We start from the raw sequence: 14,111 nt of genomic DNA on the forward strand, positions 1-14,111 counted from the left end.
ATGCCGCCACCTCCGCTGCGCTCCGGCCCGCTCACGCGGGCACCAGGACGGGGTCGGGGACGGGTGCCGAGGCGGTGACGCGGTGGCCGGTCAGCCGCTGGTACCGGCCGCGGTACGCCGACAGGCAGCGGTCCAGCGTGTACTCCTTCAGCGCCCGTTCCTGGCCGGCGCGGCCGGTCGCCGCCCGCAGCTCGGGCGAGGTGAGCAGTGCGACGCACGCCTCGCCGAACGCCTGCGGGTCGCGGGGCGGCACGACGAGCCCCGCGTCGCCGACGGCCTCGGCGACGCCGCCGACGTCGGTGCTGACCGTCGGCCGGCCGCACATCATCGCCTCCAGCACCGTGTACGGCATGCCTTCGGAGATGCTGGACAGCGCCGCGACCTGCCCCTCGGCGAACGCGTCCCGGCTGGACGCGCACGGCCCGGCCCAGGTGACCGCGTCGGTGAGGCCGAGCTCGGCGGCGGTGTCCCGGCAGGCGGCCGCGTAGGCCTCGTTGCCGGCCGGGACGGGCCCGGCGAGGTGGAGCCGCGCGTCGGGCACCTTCGCCCGGACCACCGCGAGGGCGCGGATGAGGGTTTCGAGGTCCTTGAGCGGGTCGATCCGACCGACCCAGGAGATGACCGGCCCGGCCGGCTCCTCGGGCAGCGGCGGGAAGCGGGCCGGGTCGACGCCGTTGCCGATGACGGCGAGCTTCGCCGGGTCTGCGCCGTGCCGGACCGCCCACCGCGAGTTGAACCCGCTGACGGGGGTGATGAGGTCCGACTCCCAGTACGCCAGCCGGGCGAGCGCGCGGTGGAAGCGCAGCAGCGCCGTCTTGACGCCGGGTGACTGGTCGCCGGCGCTGAGGTAGCGCTCCCGGAGGTACACGCCGTGCTCCGTCATCATGAACGGCACCCCGAGGCGCCACTTCGCGGCGAGGGCGACCATGGCCGACAGGCCGTTGGCGTTGGCGTGGACGAGGTCCGCGTCCGGCGGGATCTCGGCGGCGAGCGGGCGGAGCGCGTGCTCCACCAGTACACCGGCGACATCCGCGTCGCGAAGGGTCAGCCGCGGCAGGTGGATGCCGTCGGACCTGGCCCGCGCCCACGCGTCCAGCAGAACGTCCGCGAGCCTGGCGCCGGCCAGTGGATGCCGTCCGCCGCGGGCGGGCAGGAACCGCCCCGGGCGGGGCCGCGCGAGCTCGGCGAGCTCACGCAGCCCCTCGGAGAACACGACCAGGTCGGCCGCGGTGTCGCCGAGCATGCCCCGGCACAGCCTGGCGGCGGCCCGTTCGGGTCTGCCGCGGGCGGGCCGGGCGGTGCCCCAGACCGGGACCGCGGTCAGCGACCGGACGTTGCCGGGCAGCTGGACCGCGGGCCGGTCCGGTTCGGTGCCGACGATGGCGACGAGGTCCCAGTCCACCTCGGACAGTCCTCGGACCAGCTGGTCGCACCAGGTGCTGACGCCGCCGGTGACGTACGGGTAGGTGCCTTCGTTGACGAGCACGACACGCACGGCGCGGACCTCAGGCCGGCAGCCGCAGCTGCTGCGACGCGCCGCGGCCGAGGCTCCGCCAGGTGGAGCGTTCGCCGCCGTACGGGTCGCCGAAGTTCCCGCCGACGACCTCGATGCCGAGCACCGACATGCTGATGACCTTGGTGCCGTTCGGCATGGTCATGGGCACGTCGAGGGCGCCGCCGCCCCGGTTGACGACGGTGACCCGGCCGTCGAGCGTGTACGCCTCCACGGCCCGGCTCCGCAGCGCCGCCGCCCACGCCGCCTGTCGCTTGTTCTGCAGCGCGGTCTCGGCGAACTTCGGGTTCACGACCGGGGTCGCGCTCGTGTAGGTCGCGGTGTAGCGGGCGAGGACCGCGTCGAGGACCGGGTAGAGGATGCGGTCCTCGGCGAGGTTCGACTGGTGCGCGTAATGCGGCGCCGGGCTGGTGGAGACCACGTGGTCGTAGGCGATGCGGGCCTCGACCGGCACGATGTAGGTGTCGAAGCCGTTGGCGCCGAGCGGGGTGATGCAGGTGGAGGCGGGGTTGTTCTCGCAGATGCCGCTGCCGCCGTGGGCCCGGCTGGTGTAGATCCAGTTGTACTCGTCGACCTCTTCGGCCTTCGTCGCCACGTTGTAGTAGATGTTCATCGGGTAGCGGGGCACGGTGACGGCGTTGCCGACGGCGCGGGTGGTCTGCTCCCGGGAGGCGTCGGAGGCGATGTACTTGACGCCGGTGCCGTTCAGCGCGGGCGCGAGGTTCGGGTTGTCGGCCGGCATCTGCGGCAGCGTCTTCAGGCCGGAGTGCTCGCCGGTGACGAGCTCGGCGGCGTCGACGGTGATGCCTTTGCTCTTCGCCCAGTCGATGTTGCGCTTGATCTGGGCGGTGATGTCGGCCTGCGACGTCCACCGGGTGGCGCCGTAGCCGTCGGTCGCGCATTTCCAGGGCGACACGGTGAAGTCCTGGACGCAACCGAGGTACGGGTGCTCGTACGTGTGGTTGATCCAGCGGAACTGGTTCTTGTTGTTCACCATGGCGGTGGTCAGCGGGTCGCCGGCACCGGCCTCGACGCTGCCGCCGCCGTTGAACGCGATGTCGAGCTTGAGGTCGTTGGCCTGCTGCCAGGCGATGAGTGCCTGCACGTCGGCGGGCGTCATCCGGATCGTCGTGTTCTCGATCCCGGGGCCGCAGTCGTCGCCGACGGTGCAGTTGTGCGTGGTGTCCCACCGGTCGTCGGGCAGGAGCACGTCGTCGACGTGGACGCTGAGGAAGTTGCGGGTGTTGCCGAGGTGGACGCCCTTGGTGAGCCAGGTGATCAGGCCGTGGCCGAGCTCCATCGCGTGGGTCTGGTAGCGGTTGGCGGCGAGCGTGACGACGAGCTCCTCGCGGCCGTCGTGGTTGTAGACGCCCATCAGCGAGCCGGTCGGGGCGTTGGGCACCGAGCCGGTGACGAGCGGGGTGAAGGTCGCGCCTTCCCGCCGGGTGCCGAGGTACCCGTAGGACTCGATGACGGCCGGGTCGCGGTCGTCGATGCGGACGGTGCCCTTGAGGTAGCCGAAGCCGGCGGCCTTGCCGGCGTCGGTGACGGTCATCGTCGCGCCGTCGAGCACGCCGCTCCAGGCGAGGTCCTGCCCGACGTTCGGGTTCGCCCACGTGTACGCGTCGATCTGGCGGATCTTGAACTCGCGTTCGAAGTCGGCGAGGGCGGTCGCCTCGGTGCCGGTGACCGCGCTCTCGTTCGGCACGATCACGCCCTGGAACTTGGCCCGCCGCACGCCGCTGACGGAGTCGGCGAGGAACGCGGGGCTGATCCGGGCCCGGCCGGCGTCGGCGAGCTGCAGCGCGTCGTAGGGGACGCCTTCGCGGTCGAGCTGGGCGCGGAGCATGTCGACGCCGGTGCTGCCGTCGTCGAGCACGAGGACACGCAGGTCGATGCGCTGGCGTGGTTCGGCGGCGAGCGCCGGCGGGGCGAAGACGAGGCCGGTGAGGCCGACGAGCGCGCAGGCACCGGCGATGGCTCGCCGGCGGATCCGGAACTTCAACGTGCTGCTCCTTCGGGCGGGGGGTTTCGCTGTTCGCTGTCGCTTGTCCGTGCTTTCGTTCGGCAGGTGTACGAGCAGGTGCCGCGGCGGGCGGGTCAGGCACCCTGGCCTGGGGCTCCGCGACCGGGGACGGCGGGGGTCAGGCTCTTCGAGGGGGTGGCGGCGGGGTCAGGCGGCCTGGGGTTCCGCGACGGGGGTGGCGGCGGCGCTGCGGACGATCTCGTCGAGGTCGTGGCGGGCGCGCCAGCCGAGCAGCTCGTGGACCCGGGCCGGGGAGGCGACGACCGCCGCGGGGTCGCCGGTCCGGCGGGGCGCTACGACGTACGGCAGCGGCAACCGCAACGCGCCGGACACCGCGGCGATCATCTGCAGCACCGAGGCGCCCTCGCCGCGACCGATGTTGAGGACCTCGTCGTGGAGGTCGCCGTCCCTGAGCGCCAGCGCCGCGTGGGCGTGGGCCTCGGCGATGTCGGCGACGTGGACGTAGTCGCGCACGGCGGTGCCGTCGGGCGTCGGGTAGTCGTCGCCGTAGACGACCGCCGGGAGGCCCTCGGCGGCCGCCTGCAGCAGTCGCGGCACGAGGTTGGTGCCGCCGTGGTCGCGCAGGTGCGGGGCGCCGGCGCCGGCGACGTTGAAGTAGCGCAGCGCCGCCCAGCCGAACCCGACGCTGGCGGCCGCGTCGCGCAGCATCCATTCACCGATCAGCTTGGTGCGCCCGTACGCGTTCTCGGGTGCCGTGCGGGCCAGTTCGCTGACCGGCGAGCAGGTCGGCGTGCCGTAGACGGCGGCGCTGGAGGAGAACAGGACCGACCGGGTGCCGGTCGCGGCGACGGCGGCGAGGACGGACCGCAGCCCGTCGAGGTTGTCCTGGTAGTAGCGCAGCGGGTGGGCGGTCGACTCGGCGACGTCCTTGCGGGCGGCCAGGTGGATGACGCCGTCGGGCTGGAAGCGGCGGAACAGGTCGCGCATCGTGGTGCTGTCGCGCACGTCGGCGCGCACCAGCGGCACCCCGAGCGGCAGGCGGGCGGCGCGCCCGGTCGACAGGTCGTCGACGACGACCGATTCGACCCCGGACGCCCCGAGGGCGGTGACGACGTGCGCGCCGATGTACCCGGCGCCTCCAGTGACAAGCCATCTCACGATGGGGGCAACGAGGGTCTATCACTACGAATCGGGCAACTGTCGGGTTCCTGACACTTGGAACACCCAAAAGTCCGACCAAAGTCCCCCCAGTTTGCCCGCTTCTTCGACCCGCGCCTTCCGTTTTGTCCGATTTACGCCTATTCGAGTGAGAGGCGCGTCGCAAGGCTCATGCCGGCCGTCGCGCTGCCGACGTCTCTGGTCGGAACGACGACCAACGACCGGACGGGGGAGGCACATGACTGAGGCTCGGCTGCCGATCCCGCTGTGGCCCTTCGGACCGCACCACGACCTGTCACTGCAGGTGCACGAGCTGACCGTGCACGGCCGCAACTCCGAGGCGCTCGAGCTCGCCGACCGGCTCGAACACGTCGTCGCCATCCTCGGCGACGACCGCAGCGCCGGCATGATCCGCCAGGGCCGCCTGTACGCGCTGATCAGCCTCGGCCGGCTGCACGAGGCCCTGGAGGAGGCCGACCGCCTCCTGCAGATGCACCGCGCCGCCGGCACCCGCACCGGCGAGGCGAAGATCCTCGCCGACACCGCCGAGATCCTGATCAAGCTCGGCCTGCTCGACGAGGGCCTGCACCACCTCGCGAGCGCCCTGCGGCTGATGGAGACCATCCCGCGCGGCAACGTGCGGTACATCTCCGCGATGTCGTCGGTCAGCGAGGCCGCGCGCGCCGCCGAGCTGTACGAGCTGGCCGACGAGGTGTCCGCGTTCGCCGTCGAGTCCTTCAGCCCCGGCACCGACCAGCGCGCCGCCGCCGAGCTGCAGCGCGCCGAGCTGCTCCTCGAGTGGGGCCTGCGACTGGAGCACGTCGGCCTGGTGGAGGAGGCGAACGTGCGCTTCGCCCGCAGCGTCGGCCTCGTCCGGTACTGGGTGCAGAACCACTTCCACGACGCGCCGCTCGCCACCGTCCTCTACACGCTCGGCCTGGTGAAGATCGGCGCCGTCGACGAGGCCCTCGTCCTCGCCGACTCGCTGGTCGTGCCGCTGCGCACCAACGGCCACGAGCACGAGGCCCGCCTGGCCCACCTCGCGTACGGCATCGCCCTGCGCTGCACCGGCCGCCTCCGCGAGGCCCGCCGCGAGTTCCTCGCCGCCGACGAGCTGGCCCCGCTGAGCCCGCAGCGGCTGATCTTCCAGTACGAGCTGGCCCTCCTCGCCGCCGCCGAGCTCCCCGGCGACTCCACCGGCGCTCTGCTCAACGCGGTCCGCGCCCATGCCCGCCACCTGTGGCGGCTCCGCCTGGAGCGCCGCTCGATGCTCCAGCAGGCCCGCCGCCGCGTCGACCTGGAGGCCGCCCGCGCCCGCGCCGACCGCGTGGCCGCGTCGGACGCCCTGACCGGCCTCGGCAACCGCCGCCAGTTCGACCGTCAGCTGGCCGGCGTCGCAGGCACCCTAGTCCTACTTTTAGTGGACATTGACCATTTTAAGGGCATCAACGACCGCTTCTCCCACATCGTCGGCGATCGTGTCCTGCGCGAGATCGCCGCCATCCTGCGCTCCCACTGCCGCCCCGAGGACACCGCCGTCCGCCTCGGCGGCGACGAGTTCGCCCTCTTCCTGCGCACCGACCTGCCGACCGCCGCCCGCATCGGCGAACGCATCCTCAACGTCGTCACCGCCCGCGACTGGAACCAGCTGGCGTTCGGCCTGCACGTCACGCTGAGCATCGGCGTGGCCGCCCTCGACGACGGCATGGACGGCCGCGAACTCTACGACCTCGCCGACCGCAACCTCTACACCGCCAAACGCACAGGCCGCGACCGCCTCGCCGCCTGACCTGCGCTCCCCCGTCCACCGCTGGCCAGCCTGTCCCACCCGGTCCGGGACACGCGCGGGCGCGGGGGCGGGGCGGGGGCTGCTCAGGAAGGTCCGGGCCGCTCAGCGAGGCAGGCGGTCCGGTGGGTGTCGGAGGTGCGAGGTCTGACGGCCGGTGGGCGTTCCGCTCTATCCCAGCCTAGACCCGGCTTCCAAACCGGCGAACCGCATCGTCACCCGGTGTAACCGGGGTGAGTTGACAAAAGGCGGGTCAGGCGCGGAGCAGGCGGGCGGCGTCCACGGCCCAGTAGGTGAGGATGAGCTGGGCGCCGGCGCGGCGGATGGAGGTGAGGGTCTCCAGGATGACGCGGTCGCGGTCCAGCCAGCCGTTGGCGACGGCGGCCTCGACCATCGCGTACTCGCCCGAGACCTGGTAGGCGGCGACGGGCACGTCGACCGCGGCGGCAACCTTCGTGAGGACGTCCAGGTACGGCAGGGCCGGCTTGACCATGACCATGTCGGCGCCCTCGGCGATGTCGAGGGCGACCTCGCGGAGGGCCTCGCGCAGGTTGCCGGGGTCCTGCTGGTACGACTTGCGGTCGCCGACGAGGGCGGACTCGACGGCCTCGCGGAAGGGGCCGTAGAAGGCGCTGGCGTACTTCGCCGCGTAGGCCAGCTGGGCGACCTCGGTGAAGCCGGCCTCGTCCAGGGCGCGGCGGACGACGCCGACCTGGCCGTCCATCATGCCCGAGGGGCCGAGGACGTGAGCGCCGGCGGAGGCCTGGGCGACCGCCATCGTGGCGTACGCCTCGAGGGTGGCGTCGTTGTCGACCGTGCCGTCGGCGGCGAGCAGGCCGCAGTGGCCGTGTGAGGTGAACTCGTCCAGGCAGAGGTCGCTCATGATGACGGTGGCGTCGCCGACCTCGGCGGCGAGGTCGCGGATGGCGACGTTGAGGATGCCGTCGGGGTCGGTACCGGCGGAGCCCTGCGGGTCCCGGGAGGTGGGCACGCCGAAGAGCATGATGCCGCCGACCCCTGCCTGGACCGCCTCGACGGCGGCCTTCCGCAGGGATCCGCGGGAGTGCTGGACGACACCGGGCAGCGACGAGATCGGTCGCGGCTCGGTGAGGCCCTCTTTGACGAACATGGGCAGGATGAGGTTCGACGGCTCGACGTGCGTTTCGACGACGAGCCGTCGCATCGCTGGGGTACGACGCAGCCTGCGTGGGCGGACGGTCGGGTAGCCAGCCATGGTGAACCCCCTGCGGCAAAAACGATCTAGCGGATGACGACCTAACGGAACCGGAGCGCGGTCGGGCCCTGGACCTTGGAGCCGCGGCGCTGCTTGGCAGGCATCGCGGCGAGCTTCTCGCGCAGTTCCACGGCGTAGCCGGCGAGGGCTTCGACGAGGTCGGACACGGAGGCGTGCGGCGGCTGGACGTCCACGCGGAGCCCGAACTCGACGGCGGTGTCGGCGGTCTTGGGACCGATGACGGCGACGACGGTGCGGGCGTGCGGCTTGCCGGCGATGCCGACGAGGTTGCGGACGGTGGAGGACGAGGTGAAGAGCACCGCGTCGAAGCCGCCGGACTTGATGGCGTCGCGGATGTCGGCCGGCGGCGGGGCCGCGCGGACGGTCCGGTACGCGGTGACGTCGTCGACCTCCCAGCCGAGTTCGGTGAGTCCGGCGGCGAGGGTCTCGGTGGCGATGTCGGCGCGGGGCAGGAGCACCCGGCCGACCGGGTCGAGGATCTCGTCGTGCGGGGAGAACTCGGCGAGGAGCCCTTCGGAGGACTGGTCGCCGGCGGGGATGAGCTCGGGGACGATGCCGAAGCCGCGGACGGCCTCGGCGGTCGCCTCGCCGATGCAGGCGACCTTCACGCCGCCGAAGTGGCGGGCGTCGAGGCCGTGCTCGGCGAACTTCTCCCAGACGGCGCGGACGGCGTTGACCGACGTGAAGACGGTCCAGGCGTAGCGGCCGTCCACGAGGCCCTTGATCGCGCGTTCCATCTGGGCGGGTGTACGGGGCGGCTCGACCGCGATGGTCGGCACCTCGCACGGGATGGCCCCGTAGGCGCGCAGGCGCTCGCTCATCGCGCCGGCCTGCTCCTTGGTGCGGGGGACGAGGACCTTCCACCCGTACAGGGGGCGGTTCTCCCACCAGCCGAGCTTCTCGCGCTGGGCGACGCCGGCGCCGAGGCACAGGACGACCCGGCCGGCGAAGCCGAGCGCGGCGGCGACCATGCTGTCGACGGTCGTGGCGGAGCTGTACTGGGTCTCGCCGGTGCCGTCGCCGGTGACGGAGACGGGCGTGGCGGGGTCGACGCCGGCGGCGAGGAGGCCGTCGCGGACCGCGGCGAGGTCACCGGCGTCGACGGCGACGGCCGAGGAGCCCCGGCTGACGGCGGCGGCGATGGACTCGAAGTCGACGCTCTGGACGTCGTCGACGTCGGCGGTGACGCGAACCCCGGGGAGGGGGACGCCGGCGTACGTGGCGACGCCCGCCGCCTGTCCGATGCCGGGGACGACCTCGAACGGGACTGCGGTGCGGGCGACGGCCTGCACCTCTTTGAGCACCGTGTCGTGGGCGAGCGGGTCGCCGCCGACGAGGTGGATGGCGCGCAGCCCGGACCGGGCCGCGGACAGCAGCACCTTGGCGACGTCGCCGGGCGCTCCCTCGGCCGGGGAGAACTGCGTCTCGGGGTCGGCTTCGGCGCGGATCACGCTGAGCAGCGACTCGGGGACGTTGCGGTCGTGGACGATGTGGTCGGCGGACACCAGCGCCTCATGGGCGCGACGCGTCAGCAGGCCTGGATCGCCGGGGCCGGCCCCGACGAAGGCGATCCGGCCGGTGCTGCCCTTACGGGTGCGGGTCATGCTGCACTCCCAGTGCGTTGTCGGCGCCTTCTTCGCGCAGGTCGCGGGCCAAGGCTCGGCCCACCTCCGCGGCGTCGGCGAGCGTTCCGGTGCGCGACAGCCGGAGGGCGAACCCGCCGTCCGGGCTGAAGACGGCACCGCGCAGATAGATCTCCGGGCCGTCGTCGCCTTCTGCGACCTCGGCCAGTGCCGCGATCGGGGCGGAGCATCCCGCCTCGAGCTCGGCCAAGAGCGCCCGCTCGGCGGTGACCGCCGCGCGGGTGTATTCGTCGTCGAGCGCGGCGAGGAGGTCGCGCAGCTCGGCATCGTCTTCTCGGCATTCGACCGCGAGTGCGCCCTGCGCGGGGGCGGGCAGCATCAGCAGCGGGTCGAGGACCTCGGTGGCTTCGCCGCCGCGGCCGAGGCGGGCCATGCCGGCGTGGGCGAGGACGATCGCGTCGTACTCGCCTTCGGCGAGCTTGCGGAGGCGGGTGTCGACGTTGCCGCGCAGCGGGAGCGGCTCGAAGTGGCGGCCGAGCGCGTTGAGCTGTGCGATGCGGCGGAGTGCGCCGGTGCCGATACGCGCGCCGGCGGGCAGCTCGTTGAGGGTGAGGCCGTCGCGGGCGACGAGGGCGTCGCGGGGGTCGTGGCGCGGCGGGATCGCGGCGACGACGAGCCCGTCGGCGGGGGCGGTCGGCAGGTCCTTGTAGGAGTGGACCGCGAAGTCGATCTCCTTGGCGAGCAGGGCGTCGCGGAGCGCGGACACGAAGACGCCGACGCCGAGGGTCTGGATGGGCGCGCTGGAGCGGTCGCCGGGGGTGACGATCTCGACGAGCTCCACGTCGCGGCCGGTGCGGTCGCGCACGGCCTGGGCGACGGTGCCGGACTGCGCCATGGCGAGGGCGCTGCCCCGCGTGCCGAGTCGCAACGGGTTGGTGGACATCAGGGGTGCACCTCGCCTGCGGCGGCCGGGTCGATGTCGGCGGTGGGGATCTGCAGATCAAATAGTTCCCGGAGCGCCTGAGCATATGCCTCGCCACCGGGTTCGGCGGCAAGTTGGCGCACGCGGACGGTCGGCTGGTGGAGGAGCCGCTGGACGATCCGGTGGACGCTGTGGGCCACCTCGGCGCGGTGGCCGTCGGTGAGCTCGGGGCAGCGCTGGGCGAGCCGGCCGAGCTCGGCCTCGACGACCTCGTCGGCGCGGGCGCGCAGGGCGGCGACGGTGGGCGCGACGTCGGCGCCGCGCAGCCAGGTGAGGAACGCCTCGACCTCGCCGGCGACGATGTCCTCGGCGGCGCGCTGCTCGGCGTCGGCGGTGGTGGACAGCGACGTCGACAGCAGCTCGATGTCGACGAGCGTGACGCCGGGCAGGTCGCCGACGCCGGGTGCGACGTCCCGCGGAAGCGCGAGGTCGAGCACGAGCAGCGAGTCACGGGAGCCGGAGAGGGCGGCGCCGACCAGGGCGGCGTCGAGGACGGGCTCGGGTGAGGCGGTGGCGCTGACGACGACGTCGACCTGCTCCAGTGCGGTCGGCAGGGTGGCGTACGGCACAGCGACGGCACCGTGCAGCTCGGCGAGCCGTTCGGCCCGCTCGTGGCTGCGGTTGGTGACGTACAGGGGGTGCGCGCCGGACCGGCGCAGCGTGGCGAGCGACAGGGCGCCCATGGCGCCGGCGCCGATGACGAGCGCGGGGCGGCCTTCGACGGGGCCGGTGGCGCCCTGGCCGTATGCGAGGGCGGCGCTGACGACGCTCTGCCCGGCGCGGTCGATCTCGGTCTCGGCGTGGACCCGCTTGCCGACGCGCAACGCCTGCTGGAGCAGCTCGTGCAGGACGCGGCCGGCGGTGCCGTGTTCGGCGGCGGCGCCGTAGGCGTCGCGGAGCTGGCCGAGGATCTGGGCCTCGCCGACGACCATGGAGTCGAGGCCGGCGGCGACGCGGAAGGCGTGCCGGACGGCGTCGACCTCGTAGTGGACGTAGAGCTGGCTGGCCAGGTCGCCGACGGTGGTGCCGGACCGTGCGGCGAGGACGCCGCCGATGTCGGCGAGGGCGCCGTGGAAGGCGGTGACGGCGGCGTAGATCTCGACCCGGTTGCAGGTCGACAGGACGACGACCTCGTCGACGTACGGCTGGGCGACGAGCTCGCGCAGGAGGATGGGCAGCTGCTCGCCGGTGACGGCGAGGCGCTCCAGCAGGGGCACCCCGGCGGTCCGGTGCGAGATGCCGACGACGAGCAGGTTGGATCCGTTCATGCCGTCACCTGCGCTGCGCTGCGGCGCCGGCCTGATCCGGCGCCGAGCCGCTGGTGGACGGCTGCTCCGCTGTGCCCCGAACTGTTCACGTGGCCACCGCCTCCCCGCCGAGCCGGTTGGCCATGCCGACCCGCCCGGGTTTCTGCACCGCGGCCGGCAGCGCGGTCAGCGCTGACTTGCGGTGCTCGTGGAAGGACAGGATTTGCAGTTCGATGGCCAGATCGACCTTACGCACGTCGACGCCGTCGGGAACGTTCAAGACGCATGGTGCGAAGTTCAGGACACTGGTGACGCCGGCCTCGACGAGGCGGTCCGCGACGTGCTGGGCGGCGTGCGCGGGGGTGGCGATGACCGCGATCGAGATCGATTCCTGTTCGACCACTTCGGGCAGGTCGTCGATGTGGCGGACGACGAGGCCGTTGATGTGCTCGCCGACGCGGCCGTGGTCGGCGTCGAAGAGGGCGGCGATGCGGAAGCCGCGGGTGCCGAAGCCGGCGTACCCGGCGAGGGCGTGACCGAGATTACCCACGCCGACGAGGGCGACGGCCCTGCGGTGGGTGAGCCCGAGGACCTGTTCGATCTGGTCGATGAGCAACGTCACGTCGTAGCCGACGCCGCGGGTGCCGGTGCGGCCGAGGTGGGAGAGGTCCTTGCGGAGCTTGGCGGAGTTGACGCCGGCGGCCGCTGCGAGGCCCTCCGAGGAGACCGTGTCGTGCCCGTCCTCGGCGAGGTGGTGCAGGGCGCGCAGGTATTCCGGAAGCCGGGCGACGGTCGCCTCCGGGAGGTCCGGAAAGTCCGGTCCGCCGGTGGGGCCGGTGCGCTGCTGGCTCATGAGTCTCCGTGACGACGACGGTATGCGAGGCCGCTCGCGATGGCTGTGACCGCCTGTGCTAGCGGGGTTCGTCGTTGCAACAGAGTAGGCGCTTGTGAAGCCGTGCACAAATCGCGATCTTGAAGCGTCCACGCCAACCACATAGAGGTCAGCGCCCGCCCGTGCGGTCCATGTCGACATGGAATGCCCCCGCGGCACCTGCGTGCCCCTTCCCCGGACCTGGCCGGCAGCGGGCGGGCGCTCGATGAAGTATCACTACAAAATCGGGCATTTCGCTGACGACACGCGGAAGAGAAGAACTCACCAGTAGCCAGGCTACACGTCTCGGTAGGGTTGCCCCTACTACCGAGAAGCCAGGCGGCGGGATGGGATGGGCGGGGCGTCATGCATAGCGTCGATGACATGACAACGACCATCACCCCTCGCCGCCGCGGAGTCTTCCGCCAGCTTGCCGTTGACACCCAGTACGTGCTGCTCGGCTTCCCACTCGGCATCCTGACCGTGGTGCTCTTCCTCGTCGGCTTCGCCCTCGGCGTCGGGCTGATCGTCACCGTGCTCGGCTTCCCGATCCTGGTCGCGACGCTCTTCCAGGCCCGCGGCTTCGCCACCGTCGAGCGCGCGCGGATCGGACCCGTGCTCCGGACCCGGCTACCACACCCCTATTACAAGAAACCCGACCCGGACGACGGCTTCTGGCGAAAGATGATCGTGCCGCTCAGCGACGGCCAGTCGTGGCTGGACCTGCTGCACGGGATCCTGCGCTTCATCCCGAGCACGATCGCCTTCGCGTTCGTCGTCACCTGGTGGGTCGGCGCCCTCAGCGGTGTCACCACCATCCTATGGGACTGGTCGATCCCCCGCCCCCCGGACAACAAGGACCTCAACGAGCTCATCGGCATCGGCGGCGGCGACAGCGGCCGGGTGCTGCTCTACACCGGGCTCGGCCTGATCTTCGCGCTCACCCTGGTGCCGGTCGTGCGGGGCGCCGCGCAGCTGGAGGCGCAGTTCGCCCGGGCGCTGCTCAACGGCGTCAACGAGCTGCGGGAGCGGGTCGCGGAGGCCGAGGCCGGCCGGGACGCCGCCCGCGCCCAGCGGGAGGCCGCCGTCTCCGCGGAGGCGACCGCGCTGCGCCGCCTCGAGCGCGACATCCACGACGGCCCGCAGCAGCGGCTCGTGCGGCTGGCGATGGACCTCGGCCGGGCCGACCTGCAGTTCGAGTCGGACCCGCAGGCGGCGCGCGCCACGGTCGCGGAGGCCCTCGCGCAGACCCGGGAGACGCTCGACGAGCTGCGGGCGCTGTCGCGCGGCATCGCGCCGCCGATCCTGGTCGACCGCGGGCTGCGGGCCGCGCTGACCGCGCTCGCCGGCCGGTCGCCGGTGCCCGTGGACCTGGACCTGCCGGAGCTGGACGAGCGGCTGGCGGAGAGCCTGGAGACCACGACCTACTTCGTCGTCGCCGAGGCGCTGACCAACGTCGCGAAGCACGCCGGTGCCGAGGAGTGCCGGGTGCGGCTCCAGCGGTCGGCGTACGGGCTGCTGGTCACCGTCGAGGACGACGGCGTCGGCGGGGCGAGCCTGGCCAAGGGGCACGGCCTGACCGGCCTCGCCGACCGGGTCAAGGCCGCCGGCGGCGAGATGACCGTCACCAGCCCGCCCGGCGAGGGCACCCGCCTCACCGCGATCCTGCCCGTCTGAGCCGCCCGATCCGAGCCACCCCGATCTGAGCCGCCCCCATCTGAGCCGCCGT

10 protein-coding genes are annotated in these 14,111 nt (G+C 72.8%); 2 read left to right on the top strand and 8 right to left on the bottom strand.

Annotated elements, in window-relative coordinates; all coding sequences use genetic code 11:
- Window positions 1–31: 31 nt before the first annotated feature.
- From pelF to galE, 3 genes are all read right to left on the bottom strand, one after another.
- Window positions 32–1,495: a GT4 family glycosyltransferase PelF gene (gene pelF, locus ACQEVZ_RS22585; protein WP_344511610.1), complete on the bottom strand. Its 1,464-nt coding sequence runs from the start codon at window positions 1,493–1,495 to the stop codon at window positions 32–34.
- A gap of 10 nt (window positions 1,496–1,505) precedes the next feature.
- Window positions 1,506–3,518: a hypothetical protein gene (locus ACQEVZ_RS22590; protein ID WP_433369599.1), complete on the bottom strand. Its 2,013-nt coding sequence runs from the start codon at window positions 3,516–3,518 to the stop codon at window positions 1,506–1,508.
- A gap of 168 nt (window positions 3,519–3,686) precedes the next feature.
- Window positions 3,687–4,658 carry a UDP-glucose 4-epimerase GalE gene (galE, locus tag ACQEVZ_RS22595; RefSeq protein WP_433369602.1) on the bottom strand — a complete coding sequence of 324 codons (972 nt, stop codon included), beginning with the start codon at window positions 4,656–4,658 and terminating at the stop codon, window positions 3,687–3,689.
- A 238-nt stretch (window positions 4,659–4,896) separates the two neighbouring features.
- On the opposite strand from galE, the gene ACQEVZ_RS22600 reads away from it, so the two are divergent.
- Window positions 4,897–6,447, top strand: a complete 1,551-nt coding sequence (locus ACQEVZ_RS22600) for a GGDEF domain-containing protein (protein WP_344511605.1) — start codon at window positions 4,897–4,899, stop codon at window positions 6,445–6,447.
- A 250-nt stretch (window positions 6,448–6,697) separates the two neighbouring features.
- On the opposite strand, the gene hemB is transcribed toward ACQEVZ_RS22600, so the two are convergent.
- From hemB to ACQEVZ_RS22625, 5 genes are all read right to left on the bottom strand, one after another.
- Window positions 6,698–7,678 carry a porphobilinogen synthase gene (gene hemB / locus ACQEVZ_RS22605; RefSeq protein ID WP_433369606.1) on the bottom strand — a complete coding sequence of 327 codons (981 nt, stop codon included), beginning with the start codon at window positions 7,676–7,678 and terminating at the stop codon, window positions 6,698–6,700.
- A 41-nt stretch (window positions 7,679–7,719) separates the two neighbouring features.
- On the bottom strand, window positions 7,720–9,303 hold the full coding sequence (locus ACQEVZ_RS22610; RefSeq protein WP_433369609.1) for a uroporphyrinogen-III synthase: 1,584 nt from the start codon (window positions 9,301–9,303) through the stop codon (window positions 7,720–7,722).
- Window positions 9,287–10,225, bottom strand: coding sequence for a hydroxymethylbilane synthase (hemC, locus tag ACQEVZ_RS22615; RefSeq protein WP_344511600.1), 939 nt, complete (start codon window positions 10,223–10,225; stop codon window positions 9,287–9,289). Before hemC ends, ACQEVZ_RS22610 begins: the two co-directional genes overlap by 17 nt.
- Complete coding sequence (locus tag ACQEVZ_RS22620; protein ID WP_433369613.1) at window positions 10,225–11,532, bottom strand: glutamyl-tRNA reductase; 1,308 nt, start codon at window positions 11,530–11,532, stop codon at window positions 10,225–10,227. Before ACQEVZ_RS22620 ends, hemC begins: the two co-directional genes overlap by 1 nt.
- Window positions 11,533–11,617: 85 nt before the next feature.
- The gene (locus ACQEVZ_RS22625) at window positions 11,618–12,364 is read right to left on the bottom strand and encodes a redox-sensing transcriptional repressor Rex (RefSeq protein ID WP_344511596.1); all 747 of its coding nucleotides are present in this window, start codon (window positions 12,362–12,364) and stop codon (window positions 11,618–11,620) included.
- Between the two features lie 402 nt (window positions 12,365–12,766).
- On the opposite strand from ACQEVZ_RS22625, the gene ACQEVZ_RS22630 reads away from it, so the two are divergent.
- A complete protein-coding gene (locus ACQEVZ_RS22630) occupies window positions 12,767–14,059 on the top strand; it encodes a sensor histidine kinase (protein ID WP_344511595.1) in 1,293 nt (430 codons plus the stop codon).
- Window positions 14,060–14,111 lie beyond the last annotated feature (52 nt).

The sequence above is a fragment of the Dactylosporangium sp. CA-152071 genome (assembly GCF_050936335.1).
GTDB classification, from domain to species: Bacteria; Actinomycetota; Actinomycetes; order Mycobacteriales; family Micromonosporaceae; genus Dactylosporangium; species Dactylosporangium maewongense.

Excerpts from the sequence above, each read along its gene's own strand:
- ACQEVZ_RS22610 (WP_433369609.1), bottom strand. The coding sequence starts at position 9,303 with ATGACCCGCACCCGTAAGGGCAGCACCGGCCGGATCGCCTTCGTCGGG.
- ACQEVZ_RS22625 (WP_344511596.1), bottom strand. The coding sequence starts at position 12,364 with ATGAGCCAGCAGCGCACCGGCCCCACCGGCGGACCGGACTTTCCGGAC.
- hemC (WP_344511600.1), bottom strand. The coding sequence starts at position 10,225 with ATGTCCACCAACCCGTTGCGACTCGGCACGCGGGGCAGCGCCCTCGCC.
- ACQEVZ_RS22600 (WP_344511605.1), top strand. The coding sequence starts at position 4,897 with ATGACTGAGGCTCGGCTGCCGATCCCGCTGTGGCCCTTCGGACCGCAC.
- ACQEVZ_RS22620 (WP_433369613.1), bottom strand. The coding sequence starts at position 11,532 with ATGAACGGATCCAACCTGCTCGTCGTCGGCATCTCGCACCGGACCGCC.
- hemB (WP_433369606.1), bottom strand. The coding sequence starts at position 7,678 with ATGGCTGGCTACCCGACCGTCCGCCCACGCAGGCTGCGTCGTACCCCA.
- ACQEVZ_RS22630 (WP_344511595.1), top strand. The coding sequence starts at position 12,767 with ATGACAACGACCATCACCCCTCGCCGCCGCGGAGTCTTCCGCCAGCTT.